The sequence below is a fragment of the Methanosarcina sp. WWM596 genome, assembly GCF_000969965.1.
In the GTDB taxonomy this organism is placed as follows: domain Archaea; phylum Halobacteriota; class Methanosarcinia; order Methanosarcinales; family Methanosarcinaceae; genus Methanosarcina.
This window is the reverse complement of record NZ_CP009503.1, coordinates 682,244-700,925: the sequence shown is the minus strand read 5'-3', so window position 1 is coordinate 700,925 and position 18,682 is coordinate 682,244. Positions and strand designations below refer to the sequence as shown.

The following is an 18,682-nucleotide window of genomic DNA, read 5'->3' as shown; positions in this document are numbered from 1 at the left end:
AACATTCTAAGTTCCCTGAAAAATATCCAGTCCTCTAATTATATCGAGTTTTATCTAATTTTTCCACTTATAATATATTATTTATATAAGATTTATAAGTGACTCTCCAATAAATGACTCTCCAATTTTTGGAGTTTGTCAAAATTCCCCGAAATTTCAGGCTTTGAACTTGGTCTATGAATCAGAACTGAATTTTTTCTCAGATACTTACCCATTCACTCATTATCTCTTCAGAGAACAGGTTTTCCCCGATAGCCCTCACATACACCCTGAATGTCTTGCCTCCGGGAACTCTAAGCCCTTTTGCAACAAACTGGTAAGCTTCTTCAGGTTCGACATTTACAGGATCGCTTTCTATCTGGTCCCATGCCCAGCTTTCATCATCAGCCTGAAGGGCAACATAAATAGTGGTATTTTCAGCTATTTCGGACCCCACATTTCTCAGAGTAACGTTAACGTCCACTATCCCTTCTTTTTTTGAATACTCGCACTGAGCCTTGAAATCAAGATTAACAAGAGGTCTTCTATACACAGGGATGACCTGAACTGGCTCATCTTTATACTCCTCAGGCATCTCCCCTACCTGCCAGTTGCTTCCTGTAGTCTCCAGATAGTAGTAATGATTGTTAGTATATTCGAAACTTCTGCCTTTTGTTTTAGGATCACATTTTATTCCGAGTGCCATATGCTCCGGGAGTCTGAGAAGGACAACATCATAACCCATCTCCTGCAGGATTGCTACGGAAAGGACAGAGGTATCCTCACAGTCCCCTCCGTTATCATAAAGGGTCTCATAAGGAAACCGGGGGTACTGGTCATATCCGGAACTTGCAAAGTCTGAAGTGTAGTTCAGGGACTGGACAAAAGAAACACAAAGCCCGGGAACCTTGTTTTCTTCAAGCCCATACTCTTTTGAAAGGGAAAGAAGGGTATCTGCAATATTTTTTATCAAACGGTCATCGTACGGGTCAGAAGCAAAAAGGTCATATTCCCTTTTGCGCGTCCTTGACTTATACGCGTCATAAAGTTTATCGTCAAGAAGTAAAGTAAGGCTCCATCTGTAGCCTTCATAGTTCCATAAGTAAGTTCGGGAAGATTTCCCCGGAGCTACGGATTCTTCCGCGACCAGGCTGCTGGAAGATCCGACATTCTTATTTTCTGCCCCCTGCTGGTTATTCTGTATCCCTTTATTGCCAGAATCCCCGGAGATCTCAGAAAAAGGCCAGAAGAAATAAACCCCGACCAGATAAACGAGTAAAAAAAGAGAAATTAGTTTAATTCTAGCTTTCATGATTAACGTCCATCCTGAAATACCTTATTAATAAAACCTCATTTCCAGAGATCATCTCTTAAGTGAGATTCTATAGGATTCAGTTCCATCAAGTCTTCAGGATACGGTTCGAAAAAGGTCTGATGCATAAGGTAGTCGTTCCCAAACCGTACAATCCAGGACCTGATTGTATTTATTGCAGGACAAAAGGATGCCTTTCCTTCCCTGTACTTCTGAACCCAGTCTAAAAACAGGGCCTTCTCACGGCTCAAAAGTTCATCCGAAAAATACCCGAATGCGTGCATTAACACATTGATGTTTGAGGTGTATCTGGGAGCACTGGAGAGAGCTTTGTACAGGTGTTCCTCATATTCGGAAGCTAGCTGTTCGAAGGGTGTGCCTTCTCTATTTGCGGCAATCCCCCCTAATTTACTGAGCTCTACCTGGCTGTAAGCCATTAGAAGTAACTTGTTCTCCTTATGGAAGCTTATTAGATCTTTAACACTACCTTCAGCCTTTACTTTTCGAAAAGTAGCAAATGTGAAAAGTTTTGTGAGAAAGTGTTCTTTTATCCGTACATTCCGGAGCCTGCCTTCATCCTCAATAGGGAGGAGAGGATATCTTTCCAGAACTGCGCCCCCGAAGTACCCTGAAGTTTTCCCAATTGACCCTCTTCCCTCTGCAGAGGAGTAAATCTTCACGTCCTTGAACCCACAGGAGGGAGACCTGAATTTCAGGATAAAACCGTCCACATATTCTATAGAGTCAAGGAAACGGGCGCAAAAAGATTTCATATCCTCGGTGACATCCTTCCCACTGGAGGGTTGAACAAGCCTGTGTTCTCCTCTGTCAAGGACTATTCTCACCGGCTTTCTCGGAACTCCTAGCCCGATCTCTACTTCTGCACAGACAGGCAAAAAATCAACATACTCCTTAAGTTTTGCCACAACAGGACTGCTAATCATATCTCCGTTATATCGGCAGTGGTCGAATTCAAGACAACTGCTGACAACAACCTTTGGCCTGGAAAACTCTCTCATTTAACCCCCATATAAAAAGGAGTTGCTTGAATAAATTATTTTTCAGACAAAAAAAGGCATGAGACGTATTCAGGAGACAAACGAAACTATTATAAAAAAAGGTTATAAATGCAGTATTTCCAGAAAAAAGAGATATTCTGCCATTATTAGTAAGAGATATATAGCAACGAAAATAATAGTAAGGTAGTTTTTGGGGACGATTAAGGGAGCAGATAGTGCATATCAAGATTCAGTATCAATAACCTGAAGTCGTGCTCTAGATAATGGAAACATATTGCAGTCTTAATATGAGGTGAAAACATCACAGAAACAGAACCCGAACAGATACGTATGCCTCTCATTGGAGATGATGCCCCTTCATTTACCGCAGTGACCACACAGGGAACGATCAATTTCCCCGAGGACTATAAAGGAAAATGGGTAATCCTGTTCAGTCACCCTGCAGACTTCACGCCCGTATGCACTACAGAATTCATGACCTTTGCCAGTATGCAGGAAGAATTCAGGGAAATGAACACAGAACTTATAGGACTCTCCATAGACAGCGTCTTTTCCCATATTGCCTGGCTTAAGCGAATAGAAGAGAAAATCGAATATAAAGGGATGAAGAATCTCGAGATAAAATTCCCGGTGATAGAAGACCTGAAGATGGATGTCGCGAAAAAATATGGCATGATCCAGCCAAAAACCTCGACCACCCAGGCTGTAAGAGCCGTATTTATTATTGATCCGGAGGCAAAAATCAGGACAATACTCTACTATCCACAGTCAACCGGAAGGAATATGCAGGAGATCAAGAGGATCGTGATCGCACTGCAGAAAAATACAGCAGAAAAAGTTGCAACCCCTGCGAACTGGCAGCCAGGAGAAGACGTTATTATTCCGCCTCCAAATACGATGGAAGCAGTAAAAGAAAGGCTTGGAAAAACAGAAGAAGGCAAGTGCTGCCTTGATTGGTTTATATGCCTGAAAAAAGATAGCAAAAAGTAAGTTAAAAATAATAAATCTCATTATTTTCCTTTTTTCAAGAGTAATCTCGCAGAGAATAAGAGATTAGGCAAAGATAAAAATAGAATAAATTTGAAGAGGAACCTCTTACCCCCATAAGAGATTCCCCAATGGTGAACGAAGAAGGTCCAAAACTCCGTTTCACCATAATTTATCGCAATTTATTATTCATAAAACCTCAGCATGAAAAACTTGAATATTTAGTTCAGACGTAGTTGATCTTTTGCTCATTTTAGTTTTCAAGTAACCGTGATTTTCTAACTTGATTATCTCAGTTCGCTGACGAATGTTGTTATAACTGACTAACGTCACTATTAATGGGAAAATTTGTAACCCTGGAGAACCTGCATAGAACTCTACAGGGTTTGAATGATTATATAACTGAATGTTTATATAACTGAAAACTGGACATGGATAGGAAGTATGACCCCCGTTAACCCCAATCTTTCATGTTCAGCCTGATTTGTTCAGCCTGATTATTAGATATAGACAATATTGAATACACTGATATATAATATTTACGGATATTTAACATAAATGATCATTAACTATTAATGAAAAATTAAATTCAATAAGCAAGAAAAAGGTTAAAAGGTAGAAAAAAAGAATGGATTTACCCTAAACCGAATTTTATCGGGATAAATTTACGTTTTGAAAACCTATAAAAAAAATGAATAATAGAAAATAAGAGAAGGAAGGAAAGAATCGGAGTTTATTTTTTCCCAAGTTCCTTTGAACGTTCACTTGCCTTTATAACGGCATTCATAAAGGCAGCCCTGATTCCGGCTTCTTCAAGAGCGTGAATCCCCTGAATGGTAGTTCCGGCAGGAGATGTAACCATATCTTTGAGTTCTCCGGGGTGCATGCCTGTTTCAAGCGCCATTTTTGCGGCTCCAAGTACAGTCTGGGCTGCAAGAGTAAGGGCACTCTTTCTATCCATCCCCTCAAGGACAGCCCCATCAGCCATTGCTTCAATAACCGGGAAAATGAACGCAGGTCCGCTTCCCGAAAGCCCTGTTACTGCATCCATAAGAGATTCCGGCACCTGGACTGCTGTGCCGACCGCAGAAAAGATCTCAAGGGCAACTTTCAGGTCTTCGGGAGTAGCATTCTTTCCAAGGGAAATCCCTGAAGCAGCTTCAGAAACTGTCGCTGCTATGTTTGGCATCACGCGCACAACCCTTGTACCTTCAAGAAGAGCATCTTCATAGGTAGAAAGAGGCACTCCTGCAGCAATTGATATCAAGAGTTTTTCTGAAGTAATCTCATTCCTCAGATTTGCGAGCACCGAGCCCAGTGTCTGGGGTTTTACTGCAAGGATAAGAATGTCCGATTCCCGGACGATAACAGTGTTTTCAGTTGACACCCGGATACCCAGATTTGCCTGCAGCTCTTTCAAAAAGGGCTCGTATACATCACTTGCACCGATATTTTCAGGCTTTACGATTCCAGCTTTAATGATGCCTTTCATGAGAGCAGAGCCCATTTTCCCTGCCCCGATGAATCCTATTTTTTGATCTGTCATATATGAAATCTCCTCATGATCGATAATAATAGTTTCCAGGGCCAGAAGAGGCCCATTAAATCTTCCTGAGTCTGGTGGGTTTAGTTAAACTCTTCCAGTATGCCGATATTTTCTTTCTTTATAACATTATTATAATTACTATAGCCCAGGATATTTTCAATCTGATTTGTCTGGGCTCCTTTTATTTTGATAAGTTCTTCAGAGGTATAGTCCGTAATTCCTTTTGCAAAGACCCTGCCTTCACACTCGAGCTTCACGACGTCTCCCCTGTCAAAAGTTCCCTCAATATCCACAATGCCTGCCGGAAGGAGACTGTTTTTTCCCAGAACTGCAACTTTCGCTCCGACGTCCACACGAACAGTACCTGAAGCCCTGGAAAGAATAATCCAGCGGGCACGGTTTTTCTGAATATGCCTCTCAGCAAGGAAAAGAGTTCCGATCTCTTCTCCAGAAAGAATCTTCAGGATAACATCCTCTATATCACTGTTTGCGATTACTACATAGCAGCCTGCCATGCTACAGATCTTTGCAGCTTTTATCTTGGTCCGCATTCCCCCTACACCCTTGAAGCTTGTAGGGTCTCCCCCGTAGCTCTCGATTTCGGGTGTGATATTTTTTACAAGAGTCAGCAGTCTCGCATCACTATGTGTTTTTGGGTTCCTGTCAAAGAGACCGTCAATATCTGAAAGGATGATCAGGATGTCGGCATCAATTTTGCTTGCAACCATTGCAGAGAGTTTGTCATTGTCCCCGAAGATTGCCTCAATCTCGTTTGTACAGGTACAGTCGTTTTCGTTTATTATCGGGACGACCCCATACTCCAAAAGGGTCGAAATGCTGTTTCTCAGGTTAAGGTAGGTTACGCGATCGGAATAGAATTCGTAGGTCAGAAGTATCTGGGCTACTTTCATCCCGTACCTGGAAAAAGCCCTGATCCAGTCCTGCATCAGTATACTCTGCCCTACAGCTGCAGCGGCCTGCCTTATAGGGATCTCACGGGGTTTAGGGTCTATGCCCAGCTCGTTAAGCCCGACACCTATCGCTCCCGAACTTACAAGGATTACTTCTTTTCCCTGTTTTCGAAGCTCGGATACCTGAGCTGCGATTCTTTCCATGAAGAACGGGTCAATGTTGCAGTTTTCCCTTGTATGATCGCAGCCTTTTCTGGTGAGCGAAGAAGTTCCAATCTTAATAACGATTTTATTAACATCACGAAAGAATTGTTTTCTATCTGTCAATGGAAGTGCCTCTTAAGTTTATTTGGAAAATGGCTGCAGATAATCTCAGCTGCAGTCAGGATTTCCGATTTTTGCACTTAACCTGCGCTGGTATTTCAATTCAAATATATAAATATATCATAAATATTCTAGAATGTATTAATTCACATCCTTAAACTTAAGATCAAGCTTCCTGTGAGTATAGGGTTTTGCGTTTTCTCCAGCATAGTCGGCAACAACCTGCCCTTTACCCATAAGAATATACTTGTAAATAAGCAGCCCTTCCATGCCAACAGGTCCACGGGAGTGAATCTTGTTCGTACTGATTCCAACTTCAGCACCTTTCCCATAACGGTAGCCGTCCGCAAAACGGGTTGAGGCATTCACCATAACACTTGAAGAGTCAACAAGCCCTATGAACTCTTTTCTCTGGAAAGCATTTTCCGTGATTATTCCATCGGTGTGATGGGAACCAAATGTGTTTATATGGCCAATTGCTTCCTTTATGGTATCTACGAGTTTTATTGAAAGGATAAGGTCGTTATATTCGAGGCCCCAGTCTTCTTCGGTAGCCTTTGAAAGGGTAGAAAGCCTCTTTTTTACAAGCAGGGAATAGCTGTCCTCATCACAGCGCAGTTCCACTCCTGCACCAATATACATTTCTGCCATCTTAGGCAGGAAAACTTCTGCAATCCTGCGGTTTACAAGGAGAGTTTCAATGGCGTTGCATACCGCAGGGTACTGGACTTTAGAATCAAAACAGACTTTCCAGGCTGTGTCCAGATCTGCAAATTCGTCCACATAGATATGACAGATCCCGCTTGTGTGTCCGAGTACCGGGATTTTTGTATTATCTTGAATGAACTTGACAAACTCATTGGAGCCTCTGGGGATCAGGAGGTCGACATAAGCATCAAGGCTTAGAAGGCTCATGATCTCTTCTCTGGTTTCCATTAGCTGGAAGGCTCCTTTCGGCATTCCCTCGGTGGATTCGATGGCTTTTACAAGAATTTCGAAAATTGTGCGGTTTGATTCCCTGGCTTCACTTCCGCCTTTAAAAATTGTTGCATTTCCGCTCTTCAGACAAAGAGACATTACCTGAGGCACTACGTCAGGTCGGGATTCAAAAATTACTCCTATTAGCCCTATAGGACAGCTAACCTGATAGAGGATAAGATCATTATCCAGCTCGAGTGTGGAAAGAGTGTCCCCTACAGGGTCTTTGAGCCTAATTACATCCCTGATTCCTGCGATCATCCCGTCAACCTTTGAATCAGTGACCTTAAGCCGGTCAACAAGAGCCTGAGTGAGCTTCCCGGCTTTTTTTAGTCCGGCTGCATATTCAAGGTCCTTTAAATTTGCCTCGATGATAGTTTTTCTTTCCCTATCCAGGGCTTCTGCCATAGCTTCGAGAGCCCTATTTTTGATCTCTTCGCTTACATCGGAAAGCTCAATTGAAGCTTTTTTTGCCTTAATCACTTTCGTTTCAATATCTTCAGCCATATATTCACCGTCTTTATGTAAACCCTGAATGCTTCAACCGGATAGGCTGGTAACAGGCTCTTAAACAGAATCCGATTTATTAAACCAAACTTACCGGGTCAAAGGTCTACTTAAAATGTAATTAATGAGATTATAAGAGAAAGAACTCGGTCCACAGAATATTTGAGTTTTTTCATGCACGGAGATGAAAAAAGAACCCAGAGAGTCCTATGATAAATATTTTTGTATGCCGTTTCGGTATATGATATGGCAAGGTTCTAAATAAAAGATACCATTTAGCAAAGCAATTTTTGGCTCATATGACAGAATCAAGTAGTTAAGTTTATATTAATACTATTTTATTTAATAAAAAATAATATTTAGATAGAGAATAAAAATCCGCTTGAAGCTGGAATATTCCCCGACTTCATAATTAGCCCGGAAAAATATCTCCATTTATGCTGAAACAGAAAAATTAAAAGATGTAGTTTACAGGATCAACAAGAGAATATTATATTATTAAAAGTAAAAAAATCATTTATTAAAAACTCAACTAAATAGGATTTAAGATAAAGTTCTCCTGTTAGTAAAATATTATTTCAAAACGAATATATATACGATGCATATAACTATAGAATATGCGACTTTATTTCACGGAAGCGCATACGAAATCTTGAAAAAAGAAATTGTGGAATCCCCTGTAATTTTTGAGCATATTCTGCATAATAAAAAAGGCGGACAAAATAATACGACCCCGGAACTGGTCATTTTTAACATTATTGATGTAATGAGGATGCCGCATTAGCCCGGAAAGTCATGGTCGTCCACTAAGCCTTTTCATACACAAAGTTTATTATAGGGGTAGATCCATATCGAAATGGGGATAACTCTGTAGATTGGTGGTGTGTAAAAAATGAAATCATTCGCGTTAGTCCGGGCAGACGACTCGGATAAAGTAAAAATAGCATTACATGACCTAGAACGATACGGACATATTCAATTTTCAGCGACTCCAAAATGTATAGAACCTAACTATGCTGATGAACTTCTTGTAAGTGTGATGGGCGTATCACTCAAGTCAAAATGCAACTCTGCAGCCCTTGTGGAGTTAAATAACCACGCTGGAGCGGCTATTAGCAGGTTGAAGAAGATTCACCCCCCTGCACATATAATTATTATCAGTCCAAGGCATAAAATGTTTGAAGAGCTGGCTGGCAAGTTTTTAAAATATCCGGAATTTGACAGAACATTTAATCACCAAAAAAATCCACAAAGTATGGATATGATTCAGGAGAAAGGAGAATCATCCAATCCGATGCATAAAGAATAAAAGGTTCTCTTTTTCAGGCTAGAGCAAATATTAATTTATTTTATATTTTTACTCTTGTTCTATTTTTCAGAAATATGTTAAGAAAAAGAGAACTCTCTTATTTAGATCCTGACTTTTAGATAGTGACTTTTAGATAGTGACTTTTAGATAGCTGACTTTTAGCATAATTTTTGTTCAGATTTTTCTTCTTGCAATATCCCTTTGAGATCAGTTTATACTTCTGGAATCTGCAGGTGGTCTATTAGTTTCGAGTCTCATGTTTCGTATTCCGGATCTAAAGATGAGCCTGTCTTTGACCTTAGCTTGGAAACGTAAGTATACAGGCTTTCCACATCTTTAATTTCTTTTTGTGTTATTAACTTCAGTTTTTTCCGGATCTGGAGTTCAGGCTTTATTCCGAAGTTACCAAAGTATTCAGAAAGTTTGACAGCAAGCAGGTCACCTCTCCGATCCCAGTCCGTGAGTATGATAACTTCGCAACCGAGTTTAGCTATTCTTTCAGAAAAATTAAAAAGAGGGTGACGGGTTGCAAGCTCAAAGTTACCCTCAATGCCAAGCCGTTTCATGGAAAGAATATCTCTTTTTCCCTCAACAATAATCACTGCTCCCCTTTCAGAATGTTCTGAAAGTTCTGAGAGTAGCCCTTCAATTCTTTCCAGCCTTTTTCTGTAAATTTCAAGATCAGTCACGTTATTCTGCAACCTTTTTCATTAAACAGGGGATATAAGTTTGAAATCATTTCCTTAAATCCTGTTTTCACTCTTTTAAATGGGTTCCCAAAACCAGAACTGCCCGTTGATAGGAAACCCCTTTAATCAGTAAAGATTTTTTGCTGCTTGTAGTTCCACTATTTATCAGGATATCTGAACTGCTGATACCAAAGAGTTCGGCAAGGCTTTCAATAAGTTGTTCATTTGCCTTTCCTTTCTGGGCATTTTTAGTCAGTTTCACTTCAATTCTCCTGCGCCATTCATTATAACCGCTGGGAACAGAAAGCAATCTGGAACCCGGGGTAACTTCGATATCAATTATAATACCGGAATCCAGAGCTTTTATTGCCTCTTCGAAGGACATATGTATCATCATTTAGAAGTTATATATGTGAACTACCCCTAAGCTAAAGACTTGGCGGCTTCTCATTTCATAGAAGACCATCGATATCTCCATGAGCGTTGTAGGATTTACGCAGTTGAATTTAATACCACGAGCGAGAAAGACTTAACTGAATAAACTTAAATAATGTTGACGAGTCCGCATGTGCATGATTTTTCAATTCAAGTGCGTAAGTACTACGTTAATTCGGGCTATACCATCCCTACTGAGTTCTGTCCATTCGTCCGTTTAGGCTTTACATGAATACGAACTTGGTACAGTGGATTTATTCAAGACCTATCGAGCCTGATGACAAACTTTTGGAAAAAGGTTGCTTGGTTTTCACATGCCTTAATCTAATATAATATTAGACGATGGTACATATGAAGGCAACGAATATCAAAAGGCAACGAATATCAAAAATAATGTTGAAGAAGTTGACGCTTATATCCCATGAAATTAAGATTTCATGGGTTTTACACTTCTTCCTATAAATGAGTAACTGGATTCCCGACAATTACTGTATTTATAAAACAATACGTATAAATAATTATGTTACTGTTGTTTTGTAGAAGTTGACGGCTTTCATCCCTCACCTGCCAGCCTTCAGCTGTCGAGGAAGAGGATTTCTCGCCTTAGAGTTAAAAAAGATTTATATAGAATAGTGCTGTAGCCCGGACGCACTAACTCCGAAAGCTCATCCTCTGGTTTTCCGCAGTCCCTTTCAGTTACCCTCGTGCCGAGCAGTGTCACACTATCGATGTATCACATTGGGGTTGTCTGTACACTCATAGTTAGGATTTTCCATTATCTCATGCAAGGACCTATACAATGCGACTGATGGTTATATATATATACTAACTTATAAATATGCCGGTAAAAAGAACCTCTTCATGTGCATATTCATCATATGAATATTCTTCATGTACATATTCATCATATGAATATTCTTCATGTACATATTCATCATATGAATATATCTGTAGGAAGCCGCTTAAAAAATAGGAAAAATGTCCTGGCATGTCCGAAACAGAGAAAATGTCTGAGTACTGTAAAAAGGGCTTAAGGAAAAGATATATATGATGTATATGATTGGTCTTCCATAAACTGAGCACAGGCGTTTGATGAGCAGCGGAAGTGCATATATATGTACGGCACTGAACAGATAATTCCCGGAAAAATTATTGCAGGCTCTGAACTGAACCCTATAGAGGGGTACATCTGTGTTAAAAACGGGATTATCACGGAAATTGGAGAAGAGCATACATGTTCTACAAACATAATAGCGCCCTGTTTTGTCAATGCCCACACCCATCTCGGAGATTCAGTTTGCAAAGACCCACCCCTGGGAAAAACTTACGGTTTTCGGGTCAAGAGAGATCTTGACTCCCTGGTAAAGCCGCCGGATGGATTAAAACATAGGGTTCTTAGGGAGACTTCTTATAAAATACTTATCGAGTACATTAAAAAGTCTCTCCTGGATATGATTGAGACCGGAACCTGTGCTTTTGCGGATTTTAGAGAAGGAGGAGTTGTAGGAGTTGCAGCCCTGAATAAAGCTCTTGAGGGACTGGACCTGCATTCCCTCATATTTGGTAGACCTACAGAACCCCAGTTACCTCTGGAAATGGTGCTTGCCGAAGTAAGAAGGGTTTTATTGCATTCTGATGGACTTGGAATGAGTGGAGCAAATGATCTCGATATGGAACTCTTGCAGGAGATTACAGCCTGCACACGAGATCGAAAAAAGTTCTTTGCAATCCATGCAGGGGAAAAGAACAGAAATGACATTGAAAATGCCCTCTCCCTGGAGCCAGACCTGTTGGTTCATCTAACACATGCCACAAAAAAAGACCTGGATGAAGTAGCTCAGACCAAAGTTCCAGTTGTGGTCTGCCCGAGGTCAAACTTCATAACGGGGGTGGGAATGGCACCGATAGCTGAAATGCTTGAGGCTGGAATTAGGGTAGCAGCAGGGACAGATAATGTAATGTTAAACTCTGTAAATATGTTTGCTGAAATGGAATTCATGTCCAAAGTCTTTTCGATCGAGGATAGACAAGTATTTAAAATTTGCACACTTAATGGTTCTTTTGTAATGGGGCCAGACTCCACGGGTTCTATAGAAAAGGGGAATAAAGCTAATGTGATGATCCTGAATGGGAATTCAAATAATCTGGCAGGGATAAAGAACCCGATAAGTGGAATCACAAAGAGGGCGAGGCCCGATGATATATTAGCGGTACTTCATTCGTAAAGCAAATGGAGAGAGAGAGACATGACGAGCGAATTTTACCGGAACATAGTAATTGCAACAGACGGATCTGCGAATAACCAGAAGGCAATTTCTTACGGAATTGAAATTGCAAAAATCAGTGGGGCTACAGTTCACGCACTTTACGTAGTGGACACATCTTCTTTTTCGTCAATACCAATGGATACCGGATGGGAAGCAATGTACGAAATCCTGAAGAAAGAAGGGGAAAAGGCAGTCTCAGAAGTGAAAAAACAGGGAGATGCCGCAGGCGTGGATGTAAAGGAGGTACTCGAAGAAGGGCACCCAAGTAATGAGATTCTCGAGTTCGCAGAGAATAACAATGTTGACCTGATAGTTATGGGAACACTCGGAAAAACCGGACTTGACAGATTCCTTATGGGAAGTGTTGCAGAAAAGGTAGTTAGAGGCTCAACAGTTCCGGTAATGGTCGTTCGGAGTGGAGAAACAAGCTGATATTGCTATCAACTGGAAGCCTTTTGAAGAAGTATCGATAATCAAAAAATCCAAGATTCAGAGGACAACACAGGTGTAGATCATATGCCAAAAAACATCTTCATAGAAGATATCATGGTAAGGGACGTAGCATGCGCTACCCTGCCAGGTTCCAGGGACGAAGTTCTTAAAATTCTTAAGAATAAACATATCTCAGGAGTCCCGGTACTAAAAGATTCCAAAGTAGTAGGAATCGTAACCAGGACAAACCTGTTACAAAACCCTGAAGAAGAACAACTGGCCCTTCTTATGACACGAGACCCGATAACCATATCCCCTGGATCGGACCTGCAGACTGCCGCACGCCTGCTTCTGCAGCACGGTATTAGAAGACTTCCGGTCGTCGATGATGGAAAACTCGTGGGGCTTGTTACGGTTGCAGACGTTGTAGGCACAATTGCGGATATGAATATCGACATTCCTATCAAGGACTATGTGGAAAAGGAAGTAGTTGCAATCTTCAGTGATACGCCTTTGCCTGTTGTAGCCAGGATCATGGAACTTGCCGGGGTCAAGGCTGTGCCTGTTCTTGATGCTACCCTGGAACTCATAGGGATTATCTCGGACAGGGACGTTATCTCTGCAAGCGTTATTGAAGACAGCGTGGAGATGTCGGATATGTCCGCAGGCCAGGATGACGATGCCTGGACCTGGGAATCCATGAGGGATACCATGAGCATTTACTACAGCGTGTCCAGGATCAAGGTCCCCAATCTGATTGGAAGTGACATCATGATCCGGGAACCGATCACAGCTACATATATTGCATCTGTCAGCGACTGCGCAAGAAAAATGAAACGTAACCGGATCGACCAGATACCAATCATTAATTCAAACCGCAAGCTTCAGGGTCTCTTAAGAGACCATGACCTCCTGAAGCCCCTGATAGAATCGGAATAAACCAGGCTAAAATGCATGCCTGACTGAAAACAATTTTGAGCCGGGTCAGAAATAGTTCAGGTCCCTGCTCAAACCAATTTCAGTCAAAAAATAAATACAGCCCGAAAAAACGGAAAGAAAAACGAACTTAAAGTCAAATACCATGTCTATTCCAGAATTCGAATACTGGAAAGCTACTTTTATACAAAGTGCCTCTCAATTTAAGACTTTTTCTTCAGGAGACATAATATGGACAGGCCCTTCATTTTTATAAACTCTGCTATGTCAGCTGACGGCAAGCTCTCAACAAAAGAGAGAAAGCAGGTAAAGATCTCTGGAAAACTTGATTTTGAGAGAGTGGATGAACTCAGAGCTCAGGTAGATGCAATCATGGTAGGGATAGGAACCGTACTTGCCGATGACCCCAGCCTGACTGTAAAATCTGCTGAAAGGAAAGCCGCCAGAAAAACCGCCGGAAAAAGCGAAAGCCCGATAAGGATTATTGTGGACAGTGCCGCAAGAACCCCTCTGGACGCCGATATATTCAAAAAAGGAGAAGGGCTCAGGATAATTGCTGTTTCGAATTCAGCTCCTGCAGAAAAAATCAAAACTCTGGAAGAAAAAGCTCTGGTCATTAAAACAGGAGACCTTAAAGTTGACCTTTTAGAGCTTGCAGGAACATTAAAGGAAATGGGCATAAACACCCTCATGGTCGAAGGGGGTGCAACCCTTAACTGGGGTATGCTCTCCGCAGGCCTTGTTGACGAGATCTACACTTTCGTTGGAAACCTTATCATAGGAGGAAAAACAGCCCCGACTTTTATGGATGGGGAAGGTTTTAAGGAAACCGAACTCTATGGACTTGAATTGGTTTCGGCTGAAAGAATTGAGGACGGAATACTTCTTAAGTGGAAGGTCAAAGGGAAAAGGAACTGAAATTTTCCTTTTCTGACTATTTTTCAAAAATTTTGCCGGTTACCTATATGATCTATGCCTGAGTTTTTGTATTTCAAACCCACCTTTGCAGTATACAAAAACTTCCAGTTCGCATTCCCCTTTAAGGAATTCCCTCATTTTGCGGTCGTATATACTCTGGACGTGTTTTAAGCGGTTCTTCCTGAAGTGAATCCTCATAGCTTCGAGAAAACCAATCATCTGCACAAGGTAAGCTTCTTCATACGCCCTAGTCTCCTGTGCAAGTTCTTCACATGTCGAGTTGTCGAGTTCTGAATGATAGCTTCCATGCTCGTTTAAGCCGCTTATCTGCCGCCAGTCTACTTTTCCTGTTTCATCAGCTTCCCTATGCAGCATATGAGGATATACCCTGCAGATTAAAGGGCGCCCTTCATAAATCCTGCACCTCTTATTTTCCAGGAAAATGCAGGAGCCATCAGGCTTTGTTTTAAGAGCATAGCCGGAAACGTAAAACCTGCCTTTCTGGTCGCAAAACTCGTAATAAGGGGCAGGAGTGATTGCATCCGGGTCTATTTGCTTTATACTATCCAGGTCTGAATCAAGCAGAAACACATGGTCGTTAAACTCTTTAGTGCAGCAGCGGGCACAGAGTTCGCACCTGAATCCCAGTTCTTTGATTATGCCGACAAATTCAGATTCAGGGAAGCTTTTCAAATCCAGAAGTTCCTCTCGCACTTCGGCAAGCCTGGTTTCAATAAGATTATTTTTTACGGAAATCACCTTTTTCAGAAAATAATAATTTAAAATTTGTCCTGCTATTCATCGATCCTGCTCTTCATCCTTTCTGGAATTATCCTGGTACCTATGCAGTTTCAGATGGATCTATATGCATCTTCCGGAGGTAGAATTATTTATATTTTGTGCATATCTCCCACATTTTTATGCCCGAATTTCGGGGAATGTCCGTAACATTTAATTACTAGCATTTCTCTTTATGATAAACTCAAGGCTTGATGAAACTTATAATTTCTTACTTTCAGGCTTCAAGGAATATCAAGTATTCCAATTAAGATAATTGAAAGATTTTCGATTTGACACATCATCGAATCAAAATACCTCTTTGCTTAAACACTGCTGAAGGAAAAAAATCCGCGGCAAACAGAAGTGGTCAGCAATAAGGCGAATATGATAGTGAATAAATCACTATAAGTTAAAACAAATACAGAATAAATTCAAATCAAAATTAACGAGGAATGATAATGGGTAAAACCGGCAGCATTGATTGGGTAAAGGTAAAAGGCAGAAAAGGCAGAGTAATTAAGGTCCAGAAATCGAAATCTCAAAAAGCACACCCCGGACCTTCACAGCGCTTCACATCTTCAGGTCACAAGAGGCGTTTCATAAGAAGATCTGCAAAAGCCCTTGTAAAGTGATTTTAAGGGTTTTTCTATTTTACCATTTTTAGTTATATTTTTTAGCTACTTAGTTAAATTTTATAGCTACTTAGTTATATTTTTTAGAGAAATAATAGTCTTTTTTTACATTAATTCTCAAGAGATTACCCCATCCAAGGCAACTCGATTGCAAATCCGGATTTTTAATTCGCTATTTCTAACAGCTGATGCTTTCAAATAATAACTCAAAGTGGGCAGGACGACTGAAATAGCCATTAAACAATCTTTTTAACCTGCCCTAAGTAACCTCCCCAGGCGATATATTCAAACTTAAAGCATGAGGGCAAGATATGCGATGCTTACACCCAGAAGGCAGAGAATAACATTTAGAAAGATATTGAGGAAAAATGAAACGTTTTGCCCGTCCTCAAGCAACCTGAACGTTTCATAGGCAAAGGTGGAGAAGGTTGTAAAGGAGCCAAGAATTCCTATGTTTACCAGATAGACCATTGATTCCGGTTCAGAGGAAAAAGTAAAGAGTGCAAGAACTATGCTGCCCAGAAGGTTTACTGTAAGGGTTCCTGCAGGGATATTCTGGATTATTGGTACACGGCTTGAAACCGTATAGCGGAGAGATGCCCCTATGAAACCGCCCGTGCCTATCAAAAAGAGTTCTCCGATGCCTGAAGTGGGGAACATGCCTCAGATCTCCCTGCTTGAAAGGGCTTTTATAACACTCCTGCCGAAGAACACACCTGTAAGGGTAAGAAAGAGATTGGCGCTGACGTTTTCAAGGGCAGGAATAAAAGGCATGCTGAAAGACTGAACTGCAAATGTGGAAAAGGTTGTAAATGCTCCCATAAACCCTGTTCCGAATGCGATCCTTCCCTTAGGACCTATGAAGCCCAGGTACTCAGTGTCGTACATTATCATGCCCAGCAAGAAACTCCCAAGTACGTTTACAGAGAGGATGCCAAGCTGCCCTTCCACAAGCTCACAGAGCAAAAATCGGCAAACGGCTCCTAGAAAGCCGCCGACTCCTATTAAAAAAATCTTATCCATTTCTTTATCTGGAGAGGGCATTTTCTTCACTGATATTATTATTAAAAATTGGAGTACAGGACGGTTATGTCATTCCCATTACCGCCTGTTAGTATAAAATATTATTCATATTCAGAGAAGGAAAAATTAGTAAAAGATGGCTGTACATGTTTCTATCTCGATTTTACTCGATAAGGTAGACGTTCACTTCCTGTCCCTCTTCATAGCCTTCCAGGTTCTCAGGCACGAGCACATAGCCATCAGCCTTCGCAACCGAACTCAGGACACCTGCCTTTCCCATAAGTGGGCGTATCATGTCCCCTTCAAAAACGACGCGGATAAAATTAACATACCCTATTTTTGAACTTATTTTTGCAGCCAGACGCTTTCTAAGGACAAATTCCGGTACTTCTGGTATGGAACCCAGCTTTCGGATTCCATGGCGGACAAAAAGGTATAGAGCAACAAGTCCGGCAACCGGATAGCCTGGAAGGCAAACCACAGGAATATTATCTATGACTCCAAGGGCTACTGGCTTTCCGGGGCTAACTCCTACACCGTGTACAAGCAGTTTTCCCAGGGATTCGACAACCTCGGGTGCATGGTCCCTTTTACCAACTGAAGTTCCGCCTGAGATAAGGACCATATCGGCATCCAGATTTGCCTCTATCGCTTCTTTTATGCTCTCAGGCTGGTCAGGCACGATACCTGCATATCTGGAAATTCCGCCCCACTTCTCCACATAGAGGGTAGCCATAAGTCCATTCGTCTCGAGCACCATTCCCGGCGGAGGAATTTCTCCTGCTTTTTTTCGACTCACCAGCTCATCTCCTGTGGGGATGACTGCAACCACCGGTTTACGGAAAACTTTTATCCTGTTCAGTCCGAGAGAGGCAAGTACTGCAGCATCACAGGGGCGAAGGAGGTGCCCTTCCTCAAAAACCAGATCTTCTTTTTTAATATCCTCTCCTACCTGTCCCACATTCCTCCCCGGATGCACCTGAGCTCGGATTTCAACCAGGTTCCCGACCGTAACAGTATCCTCAACCATTACAACCGCATCAGCTCCTTCCGGCAGCACGGCTCCGGTATGGACCCACATAGAGGTCCCTTCCTCTATACTGTCAGAAAGCTGTAAAAGCACGGGATTTGCAGGGGAAGCACCCGGGGTATCGGATGCCCTGACAGCGTATCCGTCCATTGCAGCACGCCTGTAATGAGGAACATCCCTCCTGGAAACTACAACCTCTGCAAGTACTCTACCTGCACAGGCTTCAAGTGAGACTTCTTCTGTGTGCCTGAGAGGAGAAATGCTTTCAAGGAAAAGCCGTAAAGCTTCATCAACTGAAGTACGTTCTTTAAATATCCTGCCCATACTCCTGCCCCCTGAAAAAATCAGCCGCCTGAAACGGGAGGTAGAACTCCAATTTCATCTGAGTCCTTAAGGAGAGTATCAAGCCCTTCCAGATGTCTGACATTGTTCCCGTTAACCAGGACATTAATTGAGCCGCAAAGGACCGGGCTATCACCTTTTTCATCGCTTTTTTCAAAAATAAGACTTTTTAACTCGGAATGTTTGTCTGTGAGGGATAAAAGGACATCAATAACCTTTTCTCCGGAAAGCAGGAGTTCAGGTGTGCCTGCTGCCTCACGCAGATTTGCAAATAACTTAATTTTTACTTCAGCCATGAAGAAGACTATTTCATCCTATTCCTTAAA

The 18,682-nt window shown here is 41.6% G+C and carries 19 protein-coding genes; 7 read left to right on the top strand and 12 right to left on the bottom strand.

The genetic code is table 11. The features are described from left to right. Nucleotides 1–199 precede the first annotated feature (199 nt). A complete protein-coding gene (locus MSWHS_RS03090; protein WP_048125960.1) occupies nt 200–1,291 on the bottom strand; it encodes a hypothetical protein in 1,092 nt (363 codons plus the stop codon). Nucleotides 1,292–1,329: 38 nt separating this feature from the next. Further along, the gene (locus MSWHS_RS03085) at nt 1,330–2,310 is read right to left on the bottom strand and encodes a DUF523 and DUF1722 domain-containing protein (protein ID WP_048125958.1); all 981 of its coding nucleotides are present in this window, start codon (nt 2,308–2,310) and stop codon (nt 1,330–1,332) included. Nucleotides 2,311–2,640: 330 nt separating this feature from the next. Between MSWHS_RS03085 and MSWHS_RS03080 the strand changes: the two genes are divergently transcribed. Then, complete coding sequence (locus tag MSWHS_RS03080) at nt 2,641–3,300, top strand: peroxiredoxin (protein ID WP_048125956.1); 660 nt, start codon at nt 2,641–2,643, stop codon at nt 3,298–3,300. Between the two features lie 730 nt (nt 3,301–4,030). Here MSWHS_RS03080 and proC read toward each other — a convergent pair. The 3 genes from proC to MSWHS_RS03065 all read right to left on the bottom strand — a co-directional run bounded on the left by proC (nt 4,031) and on the right by MSWHS_RS03065 (nt 7,563). After that, nucleotides 4,031–4,843: a pyrroline-5-carboxylate reductase gene (proC, locus tag MSWHS_RS03075; RefSeq protein ID WP_048125954.1), complete on the bottom strand. Its 813-nt coding sequence runs from the start codon at nt 4,841–4,843 to the stop codon at nt 4,031–4,033. Nucleotides 4,844–4,923: 80 nt separating this feature from the next. Beyond that, the gene (gene proB, locus MSWHS_RS03070) at nt 4,924–6,081 is read right to left on the bottom strand and encodes a glutamate 5-kinase (protein WP_048158735.1); all 1,158 of its coding nucleotides are present in this window, start codon (nt 6,079–6,081) and stop codon (nt 4,924–4,926) included. Nucleotides 6,082–6,219: 138 nt separating this feature from the next. Beyond that, nucleotides 6,220–7,563 (bottom strand): glutamate-5-semialdehyde dehydrogenase, encoded by a 1,344-nt coding sequence (locus MSWHS_RS03065; protein ID WP_048125950.1) that lies wholly within the window; start codon nt 7,561–7,563, stop codon nt 6,220–6,222. 892 nt (nt 7,564–8,455) lie between these two features. Between MSWHS_RS03065 and MSWHS_RS03060 the strand changes: the two genes are divergently transcribed. After that, a complete protein-coding gene (locus MSWHS_RS03060) occupies nt 8,456–8,872 on the top strand; it encodes a DUF356 domain-containing protein (RefSeq protein ID WP_048125948.1) in 417 nt (138 codons plus the stop codon). A 254-nt stretch (nt 8,873–9,126) separates the two neighbouring features. On the opposite strand, the gene MSWHS_RS03055 is transcribed toward MSWHS_RS03060, so the two are convergent. Beyond that, entirely contained in the window at nt 9,127–9,561 is a 435-nt protein-coding gene (locus tag MSWHS_RS03055; protein WP_048125946.1) for a toprim domain-containing protein, read from the bottom strand. A gap of 67 nt (nt 9,562–9,628) precedes the next feature. Beyond that, nucleotides 9,629–9,955, bottom strand: coding sequence for a DUF167 domain-containing protein (locus tag MSWHS_RS03050; RefSeq protein ID WP_048130189.1), 327 nt, complete (start codon nt 9,953–9,955; stop codon nt 9,629–9,631). A 1,156-nt stretch (nt 9,956–11,111) separates the two neighbouring features. Between MSWHS_RS03050 and MSWHS_RS03045 the strand changes: the two genes are divergently transcribed. From MSWHS_RS03045 to MSWHS_RS03030, 4 genes are all read left to right on the top strand, one after another. Beyond that, nucleotides 11,112–12,221 carry an amidohydrolase family protein gene (locus MSWHS_RS03045; protein ID WP_048125944.1) on the top strand — a complete coding sequence of 370 codons (1,110 nt, stop codon included), beginning with the start codon at nt 11,112–11,114 and terminating at the stop codon, nt 12,219–12,221. A 21-nt stretch (nt 12,222–12,242) separates the two neighbouring features. After that, nucleotides 12,243–12,695 carry a universal stress protein gene (locus MSWHS_RS03040; protein ID WP_048125943.1) on the top strand — a complete coding sequence of 151 codons (453 nt, stop codon included), beginning with the start codon at nt 12,243–12,245 and terminating at the stop codon, nt 12,693–12,695. A gap of 84 nt (nt 12,696–12,779) precedes the next feature. After that, nucleotides 12,780–13,634 (top strand): CBS domain-containing protein, encoded by an 855-nt coding sequence (locus MSWHS_RS03035; protein ID WP_048125941.1) that lies wholly within the window; start codon nt 12,780–12,782, stop codon nt 13,632–13,634. A 228-nt stretch (nt 13,635–13,862) separates the two neighbouring features. Beyond that, nucleotides 13,863–14,549, top strand: coding sequence for a 2,5-diamino-6-(ribosylamino)-4(3H)-pyrimidinone 5'-phosphate reductase (locus tag MSWHS_RS03030; protein ID WP_048125939.1), 687 nt, complete (start codon nt 13,863–13,865; stop codon nt 14,547–14,549). A 39-nt stretch (nt 14,550–14,588) separates the two neighbouring features. Here MSWHS_RS03030 and MSWHS_RS03025 read toward each other — a convergent pair whose 3' ends face one another. Next, nucleotides 14,589–15,308 (bottom strand): YkgJ family cysteine cluster protein, encoded by a 720-nt coding sequence (locus MSWHS_RS03025; protein ID WP_048125937.1) that lies wholly within the window; start codon nt 15,306–15,308, stop codon nt 14,589–14,591. A gap of 479 nt (nt 15,309–15,787) precedes the next feature. Here MSWHS_RS03025 and MSWHS_RS20825 point away from each other — a divergent pair, with 479 nt between their 5' ends. After that, complete coding sequence (locus MSWHS_RS20825) at nt 15,788–15,961, top strand: DUF5350 domain-containing protein (protein WP_197074012.1); 174 nt, start codon at nt 15,788–15,790, stop codon at nt 15,959–15,961. Nucleotides 15,962–16,252: 291 nt separating this feature from the next. On the opposite strand, the gene crcB (MSWHS_RS03020) is transcribed toward MSWHS_RS20825, so the two are convergent. From crcB (MSWHS_RS03020) to MSWHS_RS03005, 4 genes are all read right to left on the bottom strand, one after another. Further along, complete coding sequence (gene crcB / locus MSWHS_RS03020) at nt 16,253–16,621, bottom strand: fluoride efflux transporter CrcB (RefSeq protein WP_048125935.1); 369 nt, start codon at nt 16,619–16,621, stop codon at nt 16,253–16,255. Nucleotides 16,622–16,624: 3 nt separating this feature from the next. Next, nucleotides 16,625–17,005, bottom strand: a complete 381-nt coding sequence (gene crcB / locus MSWHS_RS03015; protein ID WP_048125933.1) for a fluoride efflux transporter CrcB — start codon at nt 17,003–17,005, stop codon at nt 16,625–16,627. A 142-nt stretch (nt 17,006–17,147) separates the two neighbouring features. After that, a complete protein-coding gene (glp, locus tag MSWHS_RS03010; protein ID WP_048125931.1) occupies nt 17,148–18,338 on the bottom strand; it encodes a gephyrin-like molybdotransferase Glp in 1,191 nt (396 codons plus the stop codon). Nucleotides 18,339–18,358: 20 nt separating this feature from the next. After that, nucleotides 18,359–18,652 (bottom strand): ubiquitin-like small modifier protein 1, encoded by a 294-nt coding sequence (locus MSWHS_RS03005; protein WP_048158734.1) that lies wholly within the window; start codon nt 18,650–18,652, stop codon nt 18,359–18,361. Nucleotides 18,653–18,682: the final 30 nt, after the last annotated feature.